This is a genomic window from Amycolatopsis sp. NPDC051102, assembly GCF_040682815.1.
In the GTDB taxonomy this organism is placed as follows: Bacteria; Actinomycetota; Actinomycetes; order Mycobacteriales; family Pseudonocardiaceae; genus Amycolatopsis.
In genome coordinates, this window is the sequence record NZ_JBFBBT010000002.1 from 59,069 (window position 1) to 76,856 (window position 17,788).

The window sequence follows — 17,788 nt, forward strand, 5'->3', positions numbered from 1 at the left end:
CTCCGCTCACTTGTACATGGTCTGGTTCATGGTTCCGGGGGCGTACACGCCGGGATCGACCCAGACGTTGATCAGCGACGGCTTGCCGGACTCCCGCGCCCGCAGCAGCGCCGGCCCGATGTCGGCGGGGTCGCGGACTTCTTCGCCGTACCCGCCGAGCATCCGCGCGAACTCGTCGTAGCGGACGTCGCCGAGGGTGTTGCCGACGCGTTCGCGCGGCAGGCCGTACTTCGCCGCCTGGCCGTAGCGGATCTGGTTCATCGACGAGTTGTTGCCGACGATCCCGACGAACGGCAGGTCGAACCGCACGAGCGTCTCGAAGTCCCAGCCGGTGAGGCTGAAGGCACCGTCGCCGAAGAGCGCCACGACCTCCTTGTCCGGACGGGCGTGCTTGGCGGCCAGGACGAACGGGATCCCGACGCCGAGTGTCCCGAGTGGACCGGGGTCCATCCAGTGTCCGGGCGACTTGGGCTGCACGACCTGGCCGGAGAAGGTGACGATGTCGCCGCCGTCGCCGATGTAGATCGAGTCCTCGGTGAGGAACTCGTTGATCTCGTGGACCAGCCGGTACGGGTGGATCGGGCTCGCGTCGGAGTGCTGCAGCGACAACCGCTTCTGCTTCGCCTTCTCTTCCACGGCCTGGAGTTCTTCCAGCCAGGCTTTGCGACCGACGGCGCCGTTGTCGGTGCGGCCGGACGCGGCTTCGGCGACGGCGGCCAGCACCTGACCGGCGTCGCCGACGATGCCGAGGTCGATGTCGCGGTTCTTGCCGACCGTGCGGTAGTCGAGATCGATCTGGACGACGGCTGCGTCCTTCGACAGCCGCTTGCCGTAGCCCATCCGGAAGTCGAACGGGGTGCCGACGATGACGATGACGTCGGCGTTGTCGAAGGCGTACCGGCGCGAAAGCTGGAAGTGGTGCGGGTCGCCCGGCGGCAGGGTGCCGCGGCCGGCGCCGTTCATGTACGCCGGGATGTTGAGCGTGCGCACCAGCTCGGTGGCCGGGCCGGTGGCCCGGGTGGTCCAGACCTGGCTGCCGAGCAGGATCGCCGGTTTCTTCGCGTGCACCAGCAGGTCGGCGAGCTTTTCGACGTCCGCGGGGTCGCCGGCGTTCTTCGTCGACGCCCGGTAGCGGCCGGCTTCGGGGATGCGGGCGTTCTGCAGCGGCACGCGCGCGTCGAGGACGTCACGCGGGATCTCCAGGAAGGACGGCCCCGGTGCACCGGCGTAGGCCTCGCGGAACGCCATCGAGACGAGGTCGGCGACCCGGGCGGTGTGCGGCACGGTGGCGGCGAACTTGGTGATCGGCGTCATCATGTCCACGTGCGGGAGGTCCTGCAGGGACCCCATCTTGTGCTGGGTCAGCGCGCCCTGGCCGCCGATCAGCAGCATCGGGCTCTCGGCGCGCAGCGCATTGGCGACCCCGGTGACGGCGTCGGTGGTGCCCGGCCCGGCGGTGACCACCGCGCACCCGGGCCTGCCGGTGATCCGCGCGTAGCCGTCGGCCGCGTGCGCCGCGACCTGTTCGTGCCGGACGTCGATGACCTCGATGCCCTCGTCGACGCAGCCGTCGTAGATGTCGATGATGTGGCCGCCGCACAGGGTGAAGATCGTGTCGACCCCTTCGGCCTTCAACGCCTTGGCCACCAGGTGGCCGCCGGAGATCTCGGCGGGCGCGGGCTCGGCGCCGTTCGTCGCTGCGGCACTCTCCCCCGCGGTGGTGCCGGTCGTGGTCAGCGCCATGGCTCAACTCCTCTGGTCCGCCACCGGATCTCTCTTGTCCGGCGGTGCGTGTCGCCGCGTCTTTCATCGGCTGAGTTCCGAGGTCAGCGGCCCCTTCGCGGCAGACTGTAGATTGCATACCGTATGGGGTAGGCATATAGTCACCCTTCTAGCTGGCTGTGTCCAGGGCTATCCGCAGGGTTTTTTCCGGCGCCCGGTTTCCGGGTGGAGCCGGCCCCGCGGACCGTCACCGCCTGCCCGGACACGACGGACTTCCTCGCCCTGCCCCGCCGCGGAAAGGACGCTCCCACATGGACCTCTTCGAACACGAAGCCCGTGACCTGTTCGAAAAACACGGCGTCCCCGTCCCCCGCGGCCGGGTCGCCGCCGATCCGGCCGAGGCCCGCGCGGCGGCGGCCGCGCTCGGCGGCCCGGTGGTCGTCAAGGCGCAGGTGAAGACCGGCGGCCGCGGCAAGGCGGGCGGCGTCCGCCTGGTGCGGACCGCCGACGACGCCGAGCAGGCCGCCGACGACATCCTCGGGATGGCCATCAAGGGCCACACCGTCCACCGCGTCCTTATCACCGAGGCGAGCGAGATCGCCGACGAGTACTACGTCTCGTTCCTGCTCGACCGCGCCGGGCGCACGTTCCTCGCCATGGCGTCGACCGAAGGCGGGATGGAGATCGAGGAGGTCGCGGCCTCCCGGCCGGACGCCCTGGTCCGGGTGCCGGTGAATCCCCGGGCCGGGGTGGACGCCGCGGCCGTCGCGGCCGCGTTCCCCGCCGATGTCCGCGCCGAAGTCGCGGGCGTCGTCGAGAAGCTGTGGGACGTGTTCGTCGCCGAGGACTGCACGCTCGTCGAAGTCAACCCGCTCGCGAGCACGTCGGCCGGGATCATCGCCCTCGACGGCAAGATCACCCTGGACGACAACGCGTCCTTCCGCCGTTCCTCCTCCTACGACGATTCCACCGACGGCGATCCGCTGGAGCGCGAGGCCCGCACGAAAGGCCTCAACTACGTCAAGCTCGACGGCGACATCGGCGTGATCGGCAACGGCGCCGGCCTCGTCATGTCCACTTTGGACGTCGTCGCGGCGGCCGCGGCCGAGGCGGGCGCGCGCGGGCCGGCGAACTTCCTGGACATCGGCGGCGGCGCGTCGGCGCAGGTGATGGTCGACGGCCTGACCGTGATCCTCGGCGATCCGCAGGTGCGCAGCGTGTTCGTCAACGTCTTCGGCGGCATCACCGCGTGCGACGCCGTGGCGACCGGGATCGTGCAGTCGCTGCAGGTCCTGGGTCCGCGGGCGACCCGGCCGCTGGTGGTCCGGCTCGACGGGAACAACGTCACCGAGGGCAGGCGGATCCTCGCCGAAGCCGCCCATCCCCTGGTCACCGTGGTGGCCACCATGGACGACGCCGCTCGTGAGGCGGCGAAGCTCGCGATCGCGGAGGTCTGAACCATGGCCGTCTTCCTGGACGAGAACAGCCGGATCGTCGTCTCGGGCATCACCGGCTCCGAGGGCGCCAAGCACACGCGGCGGATGCTGGCCGCCGGGACGAACGTCGTCGGCGGGGTGAATCCGCGCAAGGCCGGGCAGCAGGTGCAGATCGGTGCGGCGTCGCTGCCGGTGTTCGCGAGCGTGGCGGACTCGATAGCGTCGACCGGCGCCGACGTCTGCGTGCTGTTCGTGCCGCCGCCGTTCGTGGCCGACGCGGTCATCGAGGCGGTGGACGCCGGGATCGGCCTCGCGGTGGTGATCACCGAAGGCGTCCCGGTGCACGACACCGCGCGGTTGTGGGCGCACGCCGTCGCGGCGGGCGGGCGGACCCGCATCATTGGCCCGAACTGCCCGGGCATCATCTCCCCCGGCCGGTCGAACGCCGGCATCATCCCGGCGGACATCACCGGCCCGGGCCGGATCGGCCTGGTGTCGAAGTCGGGCACGCTGACCTACCAGCTCATGCACGAACTGCGGGACATCGGCTTCTCGACGTGCGTCGGCATCGGCGGTGACCCGATCATCGGCACCACCCACATCGACGCGGTGGAAGCGTTCGAAAAGGATCCGGAGACCGACCTGATCGTGCTGATCGGCGAAATCGGCGGCGACGCCGAGGAGCGGGCGGCGGAGTTCGTGCGCGCGAACGTGTCGAAGCCGGTCGTCGGGTACGTCGCGGGGTTCACGGCCCCGGAGGGCAAGACGATGGGGCACGCGGGCGCGATCGTGTCGGGATCGGCGGGCACCGCGGCGGCGAAGAAGGCGGCGCTGGAGGCGGCGGGCATCCGGGTGGGCCGGACGCCGAGCGAGACGGCCGCGCTGGCCCGCGAGGTTCTCGGGGCGCGGTGATGGAGCTGCGCCAGCTGGCGGTGGTGGTGGCGGTCGCCGAAGAGGGCGGCTTCACGGCGGCCGCCCAGCGCCTCCGGACGGTGCAGTCGACAGTATCCACAGTGGTCCGGGCCCTCGAGCGCGACCTGGGCACGCCGCTGTTCCACCGGACGACCCACCGGGTGGTGCTGACGCCCGCCGGCGAGGCATTCGTGCCCGCCGCGCGGGCGGCCCTCCAAGCGGCCGAACGCGCCCGGGCCGCGGTTTCGCCGGTGGGCGGCGAGGTCCGGTTGGGAGTGTGCCCGGGGTTGCTGGCGGACCTGCACCGGGTGCTCACGGCGTTGCGGCAGGTGCATCCGGGGGTGGGGGTGGCCGTTCGGCAGCTGTGCGCGGCAAAACGGTGGTGCGCGTCCGATGTGGACGTCGTGCTCACCGTGGCCCCGGGCCACACCGCAGGTGGCCCGGTGTTCCGGACACCAGGCAATCTCGCGAGAGCAGGCCTTGCGTCAAACGGCACGCACCCGGCCTCCGCTCCTGACCACTGTGCCGCCGAACCGGTCGTCACCCTCCTGCCTCCCGAAGATCTCGTGCTCGCGACCGCGCCCGGCGGCTCGCGCTCCGCTCCCGGTGATCTGTCCTCGCTTTCCCTCGTCGACTTCCCGCCCGGCTGGGCCATCCGAAACGCCGTCGACCAAGCTTTCCCCGACCGCCGGGTCACGCTCGAAGTCGATGATCTCGCCGTCGCCGCCGGGCTGGTCCGCGCCGGGCTGGCCGTCTGTGTTCTCCCCGCCTCCGCCGCCGCGCGGTTCCCCGAACTCACCGTCCGCCGGTTCGACCGGCCCCCACCGTGGCAGCTCGCCGCCGTGCACCGGGCCGACGTCTCCCCCGCCGTCGCCGCATTGCTCGCTCAGCTCGGCTGAAGGCCCAGGCGGTCCGGTCGCGTGTAGACGTTCATCGACGTTCCGCGCAGGAAGCCCACCAGGGTCAGGCCCAGTTCCGCGGCCAGGTCCACCGCCAGCGACGACGGCGCGGAAACCGCCGCCAGCAAGGGGATCCCGGCCATCGCCGCCTTCTGCACCAGCTCGAACGACGCCCGCCCGCTGACCATCAGCGCCGTCCCCGACAGGGGCAGCCGGCCGTCGCGGGTCGCCCAGCCCACGACCTTGTCCACCGCGTTGTGCCGTCCGACGTCCTCGCGCAGGCACCGCAGTTTCCCGTCGGCGTCGAACAACCCGGCCGCGTGGAGGCCGCCGGTGCGGTCGAAAACCCGTTGTGCCGCACGGAGTTCGTCCGGCAGACCGGCCAGCGTCGCCGGGTCGGTGGCGAACGGGTCGCCGTCGAGCGGCCAGGTGACCGTCGTGCGCACCGCGTCCAGGCTCGCCTTGCCGCACAGCCCGCACGACGAGGTCGTGTAGAAGTTGCGCTCCACCGAGGCGTCCGGCGGGGCGACGCCGTCGGCGAGCACGACGTCGACGACGTTGTAGGTGTTGCCGCCGTCCGCGGTGGCGCCGGCGCAGTAGCGGATCGACCGGATGTCGGCCGCCGCGCGGACCACGCCTTCGCCGACCAGGAAGCCTGCTGCCAGGTCGAAGTCGTCGCCCGGGGTGCGCATCGTGATCGTCAGCGGCTTCCCGGCGACCCGGATCTCGAGGGGTTCCTCGACGGTCAGCGTGTCCGGCCGCGTCGTGTGCGCGCCGTCGTGGACGCGCAGCACCCGCCGCCGGGCGGTCATCCGCCCCACGTCACGCCGCCGGCAGCAGCGACGCGGGGCGGCCCGGCTGGGTCAGCCGCCCGGACAGCACCGCCGCGGTCAGGCTCAGCACCCCGGCCGCGGCGAACGCGCCGGCGAACCCGTGCGTCGTCACCACGATCGCCGCCGGCCCGATCCCGACCGCCGCGCCGACGGCCTTGGCGCTGTACAGGATCCCGAAGTTCTGCGCCGCCGACTCGTCGCCGAAGTACTCCCGCACCAGGCCGACGAGCAGGGTGTAGCAGCAGCCGTTGCCGAGCCCGGCCAGCGCGGCGCCCAGCAGCAGGCCGACGGCGTGCCGGTGTTCGCCGGAGTAGAACAGCACGAACTGCGCGACACCGCCCGCGAGCAGCGCGAACCGCAGGATCCGGTGCCGGCCGAGCCGGTCGGCGAGGCGTCCGATCAGGACCCGGCCGCTGCCGGTGGCCGCCGCGAGCGACGCCAGGGCGGCCGCGGCGAGGCCCGGTCCGCTGCGCGCCGCGGCGAACGTCACCAGGTAGGCCAGGTCGAACAGCAGCACGGCGGCCGCAAGCACGACGACGAGGTACAGCGCAAGGGTCGTGCGGCAGCGGAACAGCTCGGCCGGCCGGTAGTGCCGGACCGCCGGACGCCGGTTGTGCGTACGGTCGAGGGCCCACGCCCGGGGCTCGGGGGTGGCCGGCCACCAGTGCCGCGGCGGGTACCGCAGCAGCGCGGCGCAGCCGGCGATGACGGTGAGCACGACGGCGGCGGTGACGTCCAGCAGCACCGGACGCGCGGCCGGCAGCGCGGCGGCGAGCACGACGAACGGGACGCTGCCGTGGGCGAAGGCGCCGCTCACGATGCCGGCACGGGATCCGGTGCGGTCGGGGAACCAGGCGAGCACCGCGCCGACGCACGTGGCGTAGACCAGGCCGGTACCGAGCCCGCCGAGCACGGAATACCCGAGGAAGACGGCGGTCAGGCTGGTCGCGTGGCCGAGGGTCACGAGGCCGGCGGCGCACAGGACCGCACCGATGGCCATCGCCGCCGGCGCGGGCAGCAGGCCGCGTTCGCGCAGCCACGCCGCGGGGAACGCCGCGCCGGCCTGGCAGATCGCCCACACCGCGAGCGACAGCACGATCCCGCCGGACGTCCAGCCGGGGGTGCGGCTCAGCGACGGCACGATCGCACCGAAACCGTACTGCTGCACCCCGGCGGCGAGCATGGCCCCCGCGGCGAGCCAGGTGATCCACGTCCGCGGCCGGCCGAGCAGCTCCCGGTCGGTCTCGCCGACGCGGTAGCGCCGTCCGTAGACGTCCCGCAGCTCGTGGACCTCCGCCATGGCGACCGCCTCCTCACACTGAAGATTGTATGCAGTATGGAGTAGGCTGAGTGTGCGCCAAATCGGGTCGAATGTCCACCGAAGGTCCCGAGAGGGGAAATGAAGGCGGCCCGGTGGCCATCGAGGGAGGAGGCGGCCACCGGACCGGTGCCCCGGCGCGGTACCGGCCGCGCGGAGCACTGACAGTGTGGCGATCGGAGCCGCCTTCCGACAAGCTTTCGCCCGCACCGGGCCGGGCTTTGTCCACAACGAACCACCCGGCGCGGGCCGCGGCCACGAAAGGTGACGGCGAGGCGCGAAAAAAGCACTGAACGCCACTGGCGTCCAGCAGAAGACATCAGCGCACCGGCGGCCTCGACGGGCGGCCGGCTGACGAAGCCACACTCGTCGGCGTGGCTTCGTCAGCGCGCGTGGCCGAACGAGCGGGACTCAAGACTTCCGGCGGGACGCTCGCTTGCGCGCCGGCTTGGCGTCGGCCGGCTCGGCCGCGGCGGCCTGCTCGGCTTCGAAGCCCGCGATGATCTCACTGGAGAGGCGGCCGCGCTCGGCGACCTCGTAGCCGTTGGCCTGAGCCCATTCGCGGATCTGCCGGTTGCGTTCGCGGTCGGTGCCCGAGCCGGACGGGCCGGACAGCGACTGCCCGGTCGCCAGGCGCACCTTGCGGCCGCCGATGCGCCGGGCGGCGGCGACGTACCGGCCGAGTTCGTCCCGCAGCGCGGAGGCGTTCTCCTCGGACAGGTCGATCTCGTACGTCACCCCGTCGAGACTGAAGGGGACGGTCTGCGAAGCCTCGCTCCCGTCGAGGTCGTCCACCATCTGGACCTGTACCCGTTGCGCCATGGTTCGTCGTTCCTCATCTTCTCCAGAACACGGTCGGACAGACCCTAACCTGTCGAATCATGTCCAGCACGCGCGACACCCTGAAGCGTCCACAATGGCCGCTCGGGCGACCGGGTCGCCCGAGTCCAGAGTGACCGCAACCGAGCCGAAATGCTCGCGATCTTGTCCAAAATTTGTTTTTGTGATATGCTCGAAATCAAATCGGTACCGTGGCGGGATGAGGACCACCGCCGTTAGCCGTAATGCACCCCGGGCCGGCCGTACTGCCTTCACGGCCGCTGCCGCGCGCGCGGCACATTTGCTCGTCGACGCCGAGCCCGTCATCTTCTCCGATACCCTCGCCGCACCCCTGCTCGGCGACCAGGCCGAGGAACTTCTGGCCTACCACCGGATGCACACCACCCATCCGGTACTGGCCGGCGCCCGCGCCGAAGCGGTGTGCCGCAGCCGCTTCGCCGAGGGCCGGCTGACCCGAAGCAATTCCGGTATAGACCAGTATGTGATTCTGGGCGCCGGACTCGATTCGTTCGCGTATCGATCCACGTCACGACGATTCCGCGTGTTCGAGGTCGACCTCCCGGCGACGCAGGCGGTCAAACGGGAACTGCTGGCCGCCGCGGGCGTCGCCGAACCGGCATCGGTCACCTTCGTCCCGGTCGACTTCGAAGCCGAGCCGGTCCGGGAACGGCTCGTCCAGTGTGGACTCGACCCGTTTCGCCCCGTGTTCGTGAGCTGGCTCGGTGTCACCATGTACCTGACCCGGCCCGCGATTGCCGCCACATTGACGGATCTCGGCGGATTGGCCCCGGGATCGGAAATCGTGGCCGACCACCTGCTGCCCGCGGAACTGCGGGACGCGGCCGGGAACGCCTACGCCGCCGCCGTCGGCCCGGTGGCCGCCGAACAGGGTGAGCCGTGGCACACGTTCCTCTCCCCCACGGCGATGTCCGAACTCCTGCGTGCCGCGGGTTTCGAAGTCGTCGAGCAGGCCGGGCAGCGGCAAAGCGTCCCGCCACGGCTGTGGCGCCGCACGGACGCGCTGCAGCCGGCCGCGCTCACGACGTTGACGCACGCGCGCATTCCCCAGCCGGCCGGAATACCCGGCCACTGAACGCTTTCCGACGCGCCGAAGCTTTCCCTTCAGTCGGGCAGCAGCGGCACTTCGAGGTCGTCCGGGCGGCCGAGCAGGACCGCCCGGGTGACCGCCGCCTTCCCGAACCGGTCCCGCACCGCGTCCAGCGCGGTGTCGAGCTCGGTCGCCCGCTGCCGTTCGAACGGCAGCGTCGGCTGGAAGGGGTTTTCGTCGGCCAGGTTGGACAGCGCGGCGCCCAGCAGGGTGAGCCCGCGGTCGGCGATCAGCGGCAGCGCGGCGACGAGCAGGTCCCGCGCCGCGGCGAGCAGCACGCCGGTGCCGGCGGTCGGGTCGGTCAGCGTGTGCGAGCGGGTGGCGCGGGAGAAGTCGGCGAAGCGCAGGCGGATGGTCACGGTCCGGCAGACGCGGCGGGCGGCCCGCAGCCGGCGGGCGATCCGGTCGATCAGCGCCACCAGCACGACGTCGAGTTCGGCCGGCGTCCGCCTGCCGCGCCCGAGGGCCCGCTGGGCGCCGATCGAGCGTCGCCGCCGTCCGAGCTCCACGCGTCGCGGGTCCTCGTTGTGCGCCAGGTCGTGCAGGTGCGCACCCGCGACCCGGCCGAGCAGGCCGACGAGGTCCACCTGCTCGGACGCGGCCAGCTGGCCCACCGTGGTGATCCCCCGGGCCCGCAGCTTCTCGGCGGTGATCTTGCCGACGCCCCAGAGCGCCGTGACGGGCAGCGGGTGCAGGAACTCCAGCTCCGCGTCGTGCGGGACGACGAGCAGGCCGTCGGGCTTGGCCACCCGGCTGGCGACCTTGGCGAGGAACTTGGTCCGCGCCACCCCGACGGTGATCGGCAGCCCGGCCCGCTCGGCGACGGCGGCGCGCAGCCGTTCGGCGATCTGGCTCGGCCGCCCGGCGATCCTCCCCAACCCGCCGACGTCGAGGAACGCTTCGTCGACCGAGATGCCCTCCACCCACGGCGTCGTGTCGTGGAAGACGTCGAAGACCGCCCGGCTGGCGGCCATGTACGCCGACATCCGCGGAGGCACGACGACGGCGTGCGGGCACAGCCGGCGGGCCTGCGTGCCACCCATCGCCGTGCGCACGCCATAGGCCTTGGCCTCGTAACTCGCGGCCAGGACGACCCCGCCGCCGACGATCACCGGGCGTCCCTTCAGCGCGGGATCGTCGCGCTGCTCGACCGAGGCGTAGAAGGAGTCGAGGTCGGCGTGCAGGATGGGCCCCTCGTCGGTCATAGAACATATGTTCGCATACCCGAGGGCCGAAGTCCGCTCGTCCGCCCGCCGCGGGTGACCGGCCGCCGGACGAAACTGCGCCCGTTTCCGGTTGTCGGCGTTCTGTCGCCCAGCTCACACTCGACGGATCGAACGACCCGACCACTGGGGGCGACAATGACCGCCGACTGCCGATGCGGCGACCACCACGCATGGGCCACCTCGAGCCTGCAGGACCGCCCGGCGGCGGCCCGGCAGCCGCTGCTGGCCGCGACGCTGGCCCGCGAGGACCGGGCGGAGGACGCCGACGGGCTGGACCCGACCGACCGCGTCACCTGCCGCACGCACCGCCGCTGGCTGCACGACTGCGTGGCATCACCGGTGCACACGAACCCGGCGATCGGGTACCGGTGGTGCCGCCGCTGCGACCACCAGGCGCTGGTGGCGGTCGACGAGCTGGCCGGCGAAGTGACGATCCGGTGCGGGTTGTGCGGCCGGATCCCGCACAGCCGGGCCAACCGGGAACTGGTGGAGCTGTGCCGGCGGAGCCTCGCCCTGGCCCGCTCGGGACGGTTCCCGGAGAGCGCCGTCGCCTGACTGCCATGATGCGGGGGTGCCCGAACCCGGAACCACCGCACTGGTGATCTTGCTGCCCGCCGCCGAGCCGGTGCTGGCCGCGGCACGGCGGGTCGATCCCGCCCTGGTCCGTCCTGGGCTGCCCGCTCACGTGACCGCGTTGTACCCGTTCCTGCCGGAAGGCTCGCTGGACGATTCGGTTCTGTCGGCGGTCCGGTCCCTGGCGGCGGATCTCGCGCCGGCGGAGGTGCGGCTCGCGGAGTTCGTGACGGCGCCCGGTTTTGCGGCGATTCCGGCTCCGGAGGTGCAGGGGGTCGCCGATGCTGTCTGTGCTCGGTGGCCGGAGGTTCCGCCCTACGGGGGACGGTTCGGTCCTCGGCCGGCCGCGCATCTGACGGTGGCGATGGGTGGGTCCGAGGAGACGCTCGAGCGGGTCGGGCGGGAGGTTCGGCCGTTGTTGCCGGTGGTCGATCGGGCGGAGACGTTGCAGCTGGTGGCGCTTACCGAACATGGGTGGGAGTCACGGCTGGAGGCCCCGCTCGGCGGGTGAGGCTTGCTGGGACGGCTACGGTCTCGTAGCCGGTACGCAAGTTGTGCGACTACGCCTTCGAGAGCGGAACCCGCCGAACGCTAGCCGCGCTGGGTGGTCGGCCCGGCCGGCGCCGTGTCCTCCAACTTTTCGTAGGCCCGGGCGATCGCCCGCAGCCGGGCCACGTCCGCGGCGAACGGCTCCCCCGTTGCGGCAGGCGGCTCCGTGTCGTCCGGCTCGTCCGGCAGGTCGCGCACCAGCCTCGCCGCCGCCGGGGGCGGCATGTCCGGGGTCACTCCCGCGAGGATGAGGCCGTCGTTCGTCTCGCTCATCGCCGTCAGCAGCCGCTCGCGGTGCGAAGAACCGCCCAGGTCGATCCGGGCCGTCTCCGGGAACCGGCGCGTCAAGTGCGCGCGCAACGGCCTCAGCAGGCGAAGCGTGCGCGCGTCACGCCGAGCCGCCACCAGCGCCGGGACCGCGGGGATCGTCAGCCCCACGACGATCAACAGCACCGACACCGCCGGGAACCCCACATCCAGCGCGCACGGCAGCGTCGAGAACGGCCCCTGGCACAACGCCTTCGCCGGATGCTCGGCTTCCAGCGCACGGATCGTCGCCACGACCTTCCCGGCCAGGTAGGCGACCGCGAACGCCGACGCCAGCAGCAGCAACACGAGCCCCGCGCGCAGGGCGCCGCCGCTGGCGCGGATCGTCACCGCCGCCACGATGCCGATGTCGATCACCGCGAAGCCGAGGTACACCGTGTACGTGAAGACGTAGACCACCAGCGACGGGTGTGTCGCGTACAGCTCGTCGAACACGCCGACGCCGCGCGGCAGCCCCGAGGTGCTGAAGAACGTGACCACCAGCACCGTCAGCGCCACGCCGAGCGCCACCAGCCGGGTGCGGCGGCCGCGGTCGCGGGTGCCGCTGATCTCCGCGACCGTCAGGCCGATGCCGTACGCCGCGACCATCGTCGCCAGGTTCGACAGCAGCCGGCCGAGGCTCGGGTAGAGCTCGCTCTCGAACCGCTGCGCGCCGTTCGACAGGAAGCAGAACGCCGCGCCCAGCGCGATCAGGGAGACGGCCAGGCCCGCGCCCGCGCCGGTGCGCCGGGCGCGGACCGCGCGCCAGATCCCGGCGAAGAGGGCGAACGCGCCGACCGCGACGAAAAGTATGTCGATCACGGAAGGCGACTATCCCAGGAGTGCCGCCAGCCGCCTAGCCTGGTCGGCCGCCCGGCCGGACGCGCCCGGCTGAACGGCGGACGGCTCGCTGGTCGCCGCGCTCAGCAGCAGGACCGCGATCAGCTCGGCTTCGTACTCGTCCGCGCCCGTCGTGACGCGGGTCAGCAGGTGCGACAACGCCCGCGGCGCCAGGTCCGGGGCGAGCTCGGCGGCCTCGGACTCCGACATCAGGCACGTGCCGGTGTGCGCGCACAGCATGTGCGCCAGCTCGTGCGCGATGATGTGGTCCTGGTGCAGCGCCGACGTGTGCTCGGTGTAGGCGATCAGGTCGTAGTCCGGGCGGGCCTGCCACGCGCCGGACGGCTGGCCGGGCCGATACGCGATCGGGACCAGGTCGATCTCGCGCCCGCGCCACGCTTCGAGGCCGTCGACCCAGGCGTTCATCGACCACGGCCGCGGCAGCGGCACGGCGGCCAGCACCGTCCGCACGCGCTCACGCGTCCGGTCACGCAGGTCCGGCAGGCCGCGCTCGTCGATGGGTCCTCCCCGGTCACCGGGCGCCAGCCGGGTGCACCGGGGCGCGATCACGGACGACGTCATCGTAGCCGAGACGCCCGTGGTCACTCCGGCTTCCGGCGCCGGCCCGTGCGGCTGCGGGTGCCGTCGTAGCTGCTGAGCTGATCCAGCAGCGCCGTCACGGTCTCGCGGTCGCGCGGCGACAGCCGCATGGCGCGCTGGGCCAGGGTGCGCGCCTCGCTGTCGCGCCACGCCACGACGTCCTCGACCTGCTGATCGACCTGGCCGGCGACCTCGTCGTCGAAGAAGTACGTCACCGGTACGCCGAAGAACTGGGCGAGCGCCTGGATGTGCGACCGTTTCGGGTCCTTGCGCGCGCCCACGGCCAGCTGCTGCACGTGCGTCGCCGACATCGTCACGCCGGTCTGCTCCGCGACGCCGTGCGCGATCTCCCGGTAGGAGTACGGCTTGCGGTCCGGCGGGTGCACGGTCGCGATCAGGTGCGCCAGCCGTTCGGCGAAACTGCGCTCTTCGCTCACCACACACCACCCGCCGCCATGAAACGTGACACCGGTCAGCCTAGCTGTCCCGAAAACTTGACACAGTCTGTGCCGGAAAGACTACGATAACCCCCGTCTGGCGTTTCGGAAACGTGACACCAGGCCCGGGGCGGCGCTGCGGCCGCGGGGTGACTCACGTGGCCGCTGGGGGTGACCACGCGCCCAGCCCTGTCCGCCGCGCCGCCCCTTCTCGCTCGCTACGCCCGGCGCTCCACGGAGCAAGCAACCCCGTTCAGCGAAAACGACCCGGCCGTCGCCGGGTCGTCCGCTGGATCTCGGCTGACGCGACGGTTGGCCCCTCGCCGGCGAGGGGCCACCCCGGGCGTCATGACCGGTAGACGCCGAACTCGTACAGCGAATAGCCGTACCCGCTGCCGCGCTGGGTGGCGTACACCCGCACGTACCGAGCCGTCGCCGAAACGGCGATGTCGTCCGCGCCGCCGTCTCCGGATGTCGTCGCGTAGGCCGTGCGCCAGTTCGCCGCGTCGTCGCTCACCTGGATTTCGTACGCCTTGCCGAACGCCGCTTCCCACACCAGCTGGACGTGGTCGAACGCCTGGCTGCGGCCCAGATCCACCTGCAGCCACTGCGGGTCGCTCCAGGCACTCGCCCAGCGCGTCGCGCCGTCGCCGTCGGTGGCGGCCTGCGGCGGGTACGGCGCGCCGGGACCGTCGGCCTGGTACGTCGACGCCGTGGTTGCGGCGCCGCGGGCCAGGTTCGTGCCCGGGACCGGCGGCGCCACCACGCGCAGGGAGCGGGTTTCGATGCCGACGTTGCCGTGGCCGTCGCGGGCGTAGAGGTAGATCTTCCAGACGCCGAGCTGCTGGGGTGCGGTGACCGTGAACGTCCCGGTGCCGGTGAACTGCGCCGGGATCAGCCCGGCCGCGTTGTTGATGTACTTGCTGTTGTACCCCATGGTGTAGGCGATCGGGTCACCGTCCGGATCGGACACCGCCGCCGTCACGGTGAACGTGCCGCCCGCCGGGACGTCGGTGCTGCGGCTGAGGTTCATCGACGAGATCACCGGCGGCGTGTTGCCCCCTGTCTGTCCACTGTAGAGCTTACGGACGGCGTACCAGGACAGCCGTTTCTCGTTGCCGGTGGTGATGTTGAACCAGACGCCGCCGAAGTCGCCTTCGGTGCCGTAGTGGAAGAGCGTCGCGCCGAGAGCCACGCCGGGATGGGCCAGCACGCAGTTCCAGGCGTTCACGTACCCGTCGCGCTTCTGCTGGTCCGTCGGCTCGGCGGGGACGCCGTTCGCGTCGTTCGGCACCTCCCACTCGCCGGCCGGGCCGGTCTCGGTGATGATGTACGGCTTCGCGTAGCCGCCCGCGAGCCAATCCTGCTTCACCTGGCAGACGTGCGCGTACGAGTTCACGGAGTAGAGGTCGAGGCTGGGCGCGTACGCCTTGTAGTACGGCCACGCACCGGTCCACGCGTCGGTCGAGGTGACCGGGTGGTTCGCGTCGATCGCGTGGATCGCCTGCGCGGCCTGCTCGACGAACCGCGTGTAGGCGATCCGCTCCTGCTCCAGCTGCGTGCCGGAGTAGCAGTTCTGCATGCCGAGGATCGACTCGTTGCCGACGTTCCACATCAGCACGCCCGGGTGCGTTTTGTAGGCGGTGACCCACTTCTGGATCTCGGCGAGCATGGTGTTCTTGTAGTTCGTGTCCGTCGCGTAGTCGACGCAGCCGCCGCTGCCCGGACCGCCGCCGGGCTGCAGCCAGAAGCCGCTGACCACCTTGATGCCGTTGGCCGCCGCCGCGTCGAGCAACGGCTGGGTCGTCCCGTCGGTGCCCCACGTGCGGACGGTGTTGACGCCGATCGCGTGCAGCTCGGGCATCCGCGCGGCCGCCTCGCCGACCGGCGGTCCCCACGTCAGGCCCTTGACGGTCCATGGCATACCGTCGACCGTCAGCTGCCAGTTCCCCTGGGTGCCGGTCACTCGCGTGACGCCCGGGCCGTCCTGGGTCGCCTGGGTGCCGCTGACCTGGAACTCCCACAACGAATAGCCGTAGCCGCCCACCCGATGCGTGCCGTAGAACCGGACGTACCGCCCGTGCCCGCTGACGGCGAGATTCTGTCTACCGCCGACCGCCGTCGTCGTACTGTATACAGTCCGCCAGGTCCCGGCGTCGTCGGAAACCTGGATTTCGTATGCAGTCGCGTAGGCGGCCTCCCAGTCCAGGGCGACCTGCGTGATGTCGGCGGCCGCGCCGAGGTCGACCTGCAGCCACTGCGGGTCGCTCCAGGCGCTCGCCCAGCGCGTGGCGGGATCGCCGTCGACGGCTGCCGACGCCGGCGTACCCGCGCCTTCGGTGCTCGACGCGGTCACCGGTCTGCCCTGGGACAGCACGGCGGCGGCGTGTGCCGGGGCCGGGCCGGCGAGCAGACCCAGCACCAGCAGGGCCACCAGCGCCGGGACGGCACGGAAGAGCGACGGTCGGTCCACGATGACTCCCGTACGGCAGGGGACGAAGAGGGTTGGAGAGCGCTCTCCCGCGCCCTGATGGTTCGTCACGGCGGCCCGCGTTGTCAAGATTGACCGGCGAACTCGACAATAACTGTCCGCCGGGCCGATCGGGTGCTCCTTGACAGCGTCGTCGTCGGGTGCGCATGCTGTGGGAGAGCGCTCTCCCATTCCTTGGCACCCTCACCGTGGAGGACCCTTGGCAACGAAAGCCGCGCTCCTCGCCTGCACCGCCGCCACCGTGCTGGCAGGCGCCTTCCTGACCGCGGCCACCTGGTCGCCCGCCGGGGCCGACGACCTGGTGACCCACCACGAGTTCCAGGTCAACTGCTCCCCGAGCCACCACCAGCCGGACGACCCGATCGTCTTCCCCGGGCTGCCCGGCGCTTCCCACGATCACACGTTCCTCGGCAACAAGACGACGAACGCGGCCACGACCCTGCAGTCGCTGCAGGCCGCGGGCGTCGGGAACACGACCTGCCTGGCGCCGGACGACCTGTCCGCGTACTGGTTCCCCACCGTCTACAACGGGAACCAGGTGGTGCTGCCGAACTTCGCGCAGGTCGTCTACTACAAGTCCGGCATCCTCGACTACACGAAGGTCGTGCCGTTCCCGCCCGGCCTGCGGTACGTGGCCGGCAGTGTCACCGCCACGCAGGACGAGTTCCAGCACGCCCCCGGCGCGATCGAGGGCTGGGAGTGCGGGGACAGCTTCCACAACTGGGACATCCCGGTGAACTGCGTGGCCGGCAGCCAGCTCAACATCCGGTACCAGGCGCCGAGCTGCTGGGACGGCGTCCACCTGGATTCCGCCGACCACAAGAGCCACCTGGCGTACCCGGACCGGGCGACGCTGACGTGCCCCGCCGACCACCCGGTGGCGGTGCCGATGCTCGAGTTCAAGATGGCGTTCCCGGTCAGCGGTGACATGTCCGGCGTGCACCTGGCCAGCGGGCGCGGGTATTCGTGGCACTACGACTTCTTCAACGCGTGGGACCCGGAAACCCTGGCCGCGCTGGTGAAGCACTGCATCAACGGCGGTCTGCAGTGCGACCCGCGCGGGTTCGACCTCTACAAGCCGGACCGCGGCAGCGTCCTCGGGCCGAACTACCGGCTGCCCGGCCGTCCGTGAGACGGCGGGTCCTGGGGGCGGCGGTGGTGGCGCTGTTCATGGGCGGATGCGCCACCACCGGTCCCGCCGCCCCCGCCGGCCCGGCACCGTTCAACCCGACGGACGTCGCCTGGCTGCAACTGGTCGTGCCGATGACCGAGAACGCCGTGGCCGCGGCCCGCCTGGCGCCGGACCACACGCAGAACCCGGCGATCACCGCGGCGGCGAGCGCCTTCGCGGGGTCGCAAGAGAAGCTGCTTGTCCGGCTCCGGGCGACACGTGACCGGGCCGGGCTGCCGGCCGCTGACGTCCACAGTGGACACAAGATGCCGGGCATGGTGACGCCGGCGGACCTGGTGGCGCTGCGGACCGACCAGGGCGCCGGGTTCGACCAGCGGCTGGTCGGGCTGTTGCGGGCGCACGCTTCGCAGCTCGTCGTGCTATCCCGGGGCGAACAGGCCTCCGGCGCGGACGCGGAGACCCGCGAGCTGGCGCGGGAGGCCGGCGCCGAGGGAACGCACGAAAGCGAGCTGCTCGCGAAGGCGGCATGACAAGGCCGTCGGGGCCACGGCAATCCGTGGCCCCGA

Annotated in this window: 17 protein-coding genes; 8 read left to right on the forward strand and 9 right to left on the reverse strand. The window is 71.8% G+C overall.

Going from position 1 to position 17,788, the window contains the following annotated elements; genetic code table 11:
* Nucleotides 1-6: 6 nt before the first annotated feature.
* A complete protein-coding gene (locus AB0M93_RS06285) occupies nucleotides 7-1,743 on the reverse strand; it encodes a thiamine pyrophosphate-binding protein (RefSeq protein ID WP_364269024.1) in 1,737 nt (578 codons plus the stop codon).
* Between the two features lie 290 nt (nucleotides 1,744-2,033).
* Between AB0M93_RS06285 and sucC the strand changes: the two genes are divergently transcribed.
* Genes sucC through AB0M93_RS06300 form a run of 3 tightly spaced genes read left to right on the forward strand, consistent with a single transcriptional unit; the run spans nucleotide 2,034 to nucleotide 4,969 of the window.
* A complete protein-coding gene (gene sucC, locus AB0M93_RS06290; protein WP_364269026.1) occupies nucleotides 2,034-3,179 on the forward strand; it encodes an ADP-forming succinate--CoA ligase subunit beta in 1,146 nt (381 codons plus the stop codon).
* 3 nt (nucleotides 3,180-3,182) lie between these two features.
* The gene (gene sucD / locus AB0M93_RS06295; protein ID WP_364269028.1) at nucleotides 3,183-4,070 is read left to right on the forward strand and encodes a succinate--CoA ligase subunit alpha; all 888 of its coding nucleotides are present in this window, start codon (nucleotides 3,183-3,185) and stop codon (nucleotides 4,068-4,070) included.
* The gene (locus AB0M93_RS06300; protein ID WP_364269030.1) at nucleotides 4,070-4,969 is read left to right on the forward strand and encodes a LysR family transcriptional regulator; all 900 of its coding nucleotides are present in this window, start codon (nucleotides 4,070-4,072) and stop codon (nucleotides 4,967-4,969) included. The genes sucD and AB0M93_RS06300 overlap by 1 nt, the downstream gene beginning before the upstream one ends.
* Here the strand turns inward: AB0M93_RS06300 and fdhD are convergent.
* From fdhD to AB0M93_RS06315, 3 genes are all read right to left on the reverse strand, one after another.
* Nucleotides 4,957-5,790 (reverse strand): formate dehydrogenase accessory sulfurtransferase FdhD, encoded by an 834-nt coding sequence (gene fdhD / locus AB0M93_RS06305; protein ID WP_364269032.1) that lies wholly within the window; start codon nucleotides 5,788-5,790, stop codon nucleotides 4,957-4,959. The genes AB0M93_RS06300 and fdhD overlap by 13 nt on opposite strands.
* A gap of 1 nt (nucleotide 5,791) precedes the next feature.
* Nucleotides 5,792-7,102, reverse strand: a complete 1,311-nt coding sequence (locus tag AB0M93_RS06310) for an OFA family MFS transporter (protein ID WP_364269034.1) — start codon at nucleotides 7,100-7,102, stop codon at nucleotides 5,792-5,794.
* 429 nt (nucleotides 7,103-7,531) lie between these two features.
* Complete coding sequence (locus tag AB0M93_RS06315; protein WP_364269036.1) at nucleotides 7,532-7,942, reverse strand: Lsr2 family protein; 411 nt, start codon at nucleotides 7,940-7,942, stop codon at nucleotides 7,532-7,534.
* Nucleotides 7,943-8,159: 217 nt separating this feature from the next.
* Here AB0M93_RS06315 and AB0M93_RS06320 point away from each other — a divergent pair, with 217 nt between their 5' ends.
* Nucleotides 8,160-9,053 carry an SAM-dependent methyltransferase gene (locus AB0M93_RS06320; protein WP_364269038.1) on the forward strand — a complete coding sequence of 298 codons (894 nt, stop codon included), beginning with the start codon at nucleotides 8,160-8,162 and terminating at the stop codon, nucleotides 9,051-9,053.
* Between the two features lie 29 nt (nucleotides 9,054-9,082).
* On the opposite strand, the gene dinB is transcribed toward AB0M93_RS06320, so the two are convergent.
* On the reverse strand, nucleotides 9,083-10,273 hold the full coding sequence (dinB, locus tag AB0M93_RS06325; protein WP_364269040.1) for a DNA polymerase IV: 1,191 nt from the start codon (nucleotides 10,271-10,273) through the stop codon (nucleotides 9,083-9,085).
* Nucleotides 10,274-10,429: 156 nt separating this feature from the next.
* On the opposite strand from dinB, the gene AB0M93_RS06330 reads away from it, so the two are divergent.
* Nucleotides 10,430-10,849 carry a hypothetical protein gene (locus AB0M93_RS06330; protein WP_364269042.1) on the forward strand — a complete coding sequence of 140 codons (420 nt, stop codon included), beginning with the start codon at nucleotides 10,430-10,432 and terminating at the stop codon, nucleotides 10,847-10,849.
* Between the two features lie 16 nt (nucleotides 10,850-10,865).
* Nucleotides 10,866-11,378, forward strand: a complete 513-nt coding sequence (locus tag AB0M93_RS06335; protein WP_364269044.1) for a 2'-5' RNA ligase family protein — start codon at nucleotides 10,866-10,868, stop codon at nucleotides 11,376-11,378.
* Between the two features lie 80 nt (nucleotides 11,379-11,458).
* Here the strand turns inward: AB0M93_RS06335 and AB0M93_RS06340 are convergent, their stop codons facing one another.
* From AB0M93_RS06340 to AB0M93_RS06355, 4 genes are all read right to left on the reverse strand, one after another.
* Entirely contained in the window at nucleotides 11,459-12,544 is a 1,086-nt protein-coding gene (locus AB0M93_RS06340; RefSeq protein WP_364269046.1) for a hypothetical protein, read from the reverse strand.
* 9 nt (nucleotides 12,545-12,553) lie between these two features.
* Complete coding sequence (locus tag AB0M93_RS06345) at nucleotides 12,554-13,132, reverse strand: hypothetical protein (RefSeq protein WP_364269048.1); 579 nt, start codon at nucleotides 13,130-13,132, stop codon at nucleotides 12,554-12,556.
* A gap of 32 nt (nucleotides 13,133-13,164) precedes the next feature.
* The gene (locus AB0M93_RS06350; protein WP_364269050.1) at nucleotides 13,165-13,599 is read right to left on the reverse strand and encodes an XRE family transcriptional regulator; all 435 of its coding nucleotides are present in this window, start codon (nucleotides 13,597-13,599) and stop codon (nucleotides 13,165-13,167) included.
* Nucleotides 13,600-13,945: 346 nt separating this feature from the next.
* Nucleotides 13,946-16,072 (reverse strand): discoidin domain-containing protein, encoded by a 2,127-nt coding sequence (locus AB0M93_RS06355; RefSeq protein ID WP_364269052.1) that lies wholly within the window; start codon nucleotides 16,070-16,072, stop codon nucleotides 13,946-13,948.
* 217 nt (nucleotides 16,073-16,289) lie between these two features.
* On the opposite strand from AB0M93_RS06355, the gene AB0M93_RS06360 reads away from it, so the two are divergent.
* On the forward strand, nucleotides 16,290-17,222 hold the full coding sequence (locus AB0M93_RS06360) for a DUF1996 domain-containing protein (RefSeq protein ID WP_364269054.1): 933 nt from the start codon (nucleotides 16,290-16,292) through the stop codon (nucleotides 17,220-17,222).
* The gene (locus tag AB0M93_RS06365) at nucleotides 17,219-17,752 is read left to right on the forward strand and encodes a DUF305 domain-containing protein (RefSeq protein WP_364269056.1); all 534 of its coding nucleotides are present in this window, start codon (nucleotides 17,219-17,221) and stop codon (nucleotides 17,750-17,752) included. Before AB0M93_RS06360 ends, AB0M93_RS06365 begins: the two co-directional genes overlap by 4 nt.
* Nucleotides 17,753-17,788 lie beyond the last annotated feature (36 nt).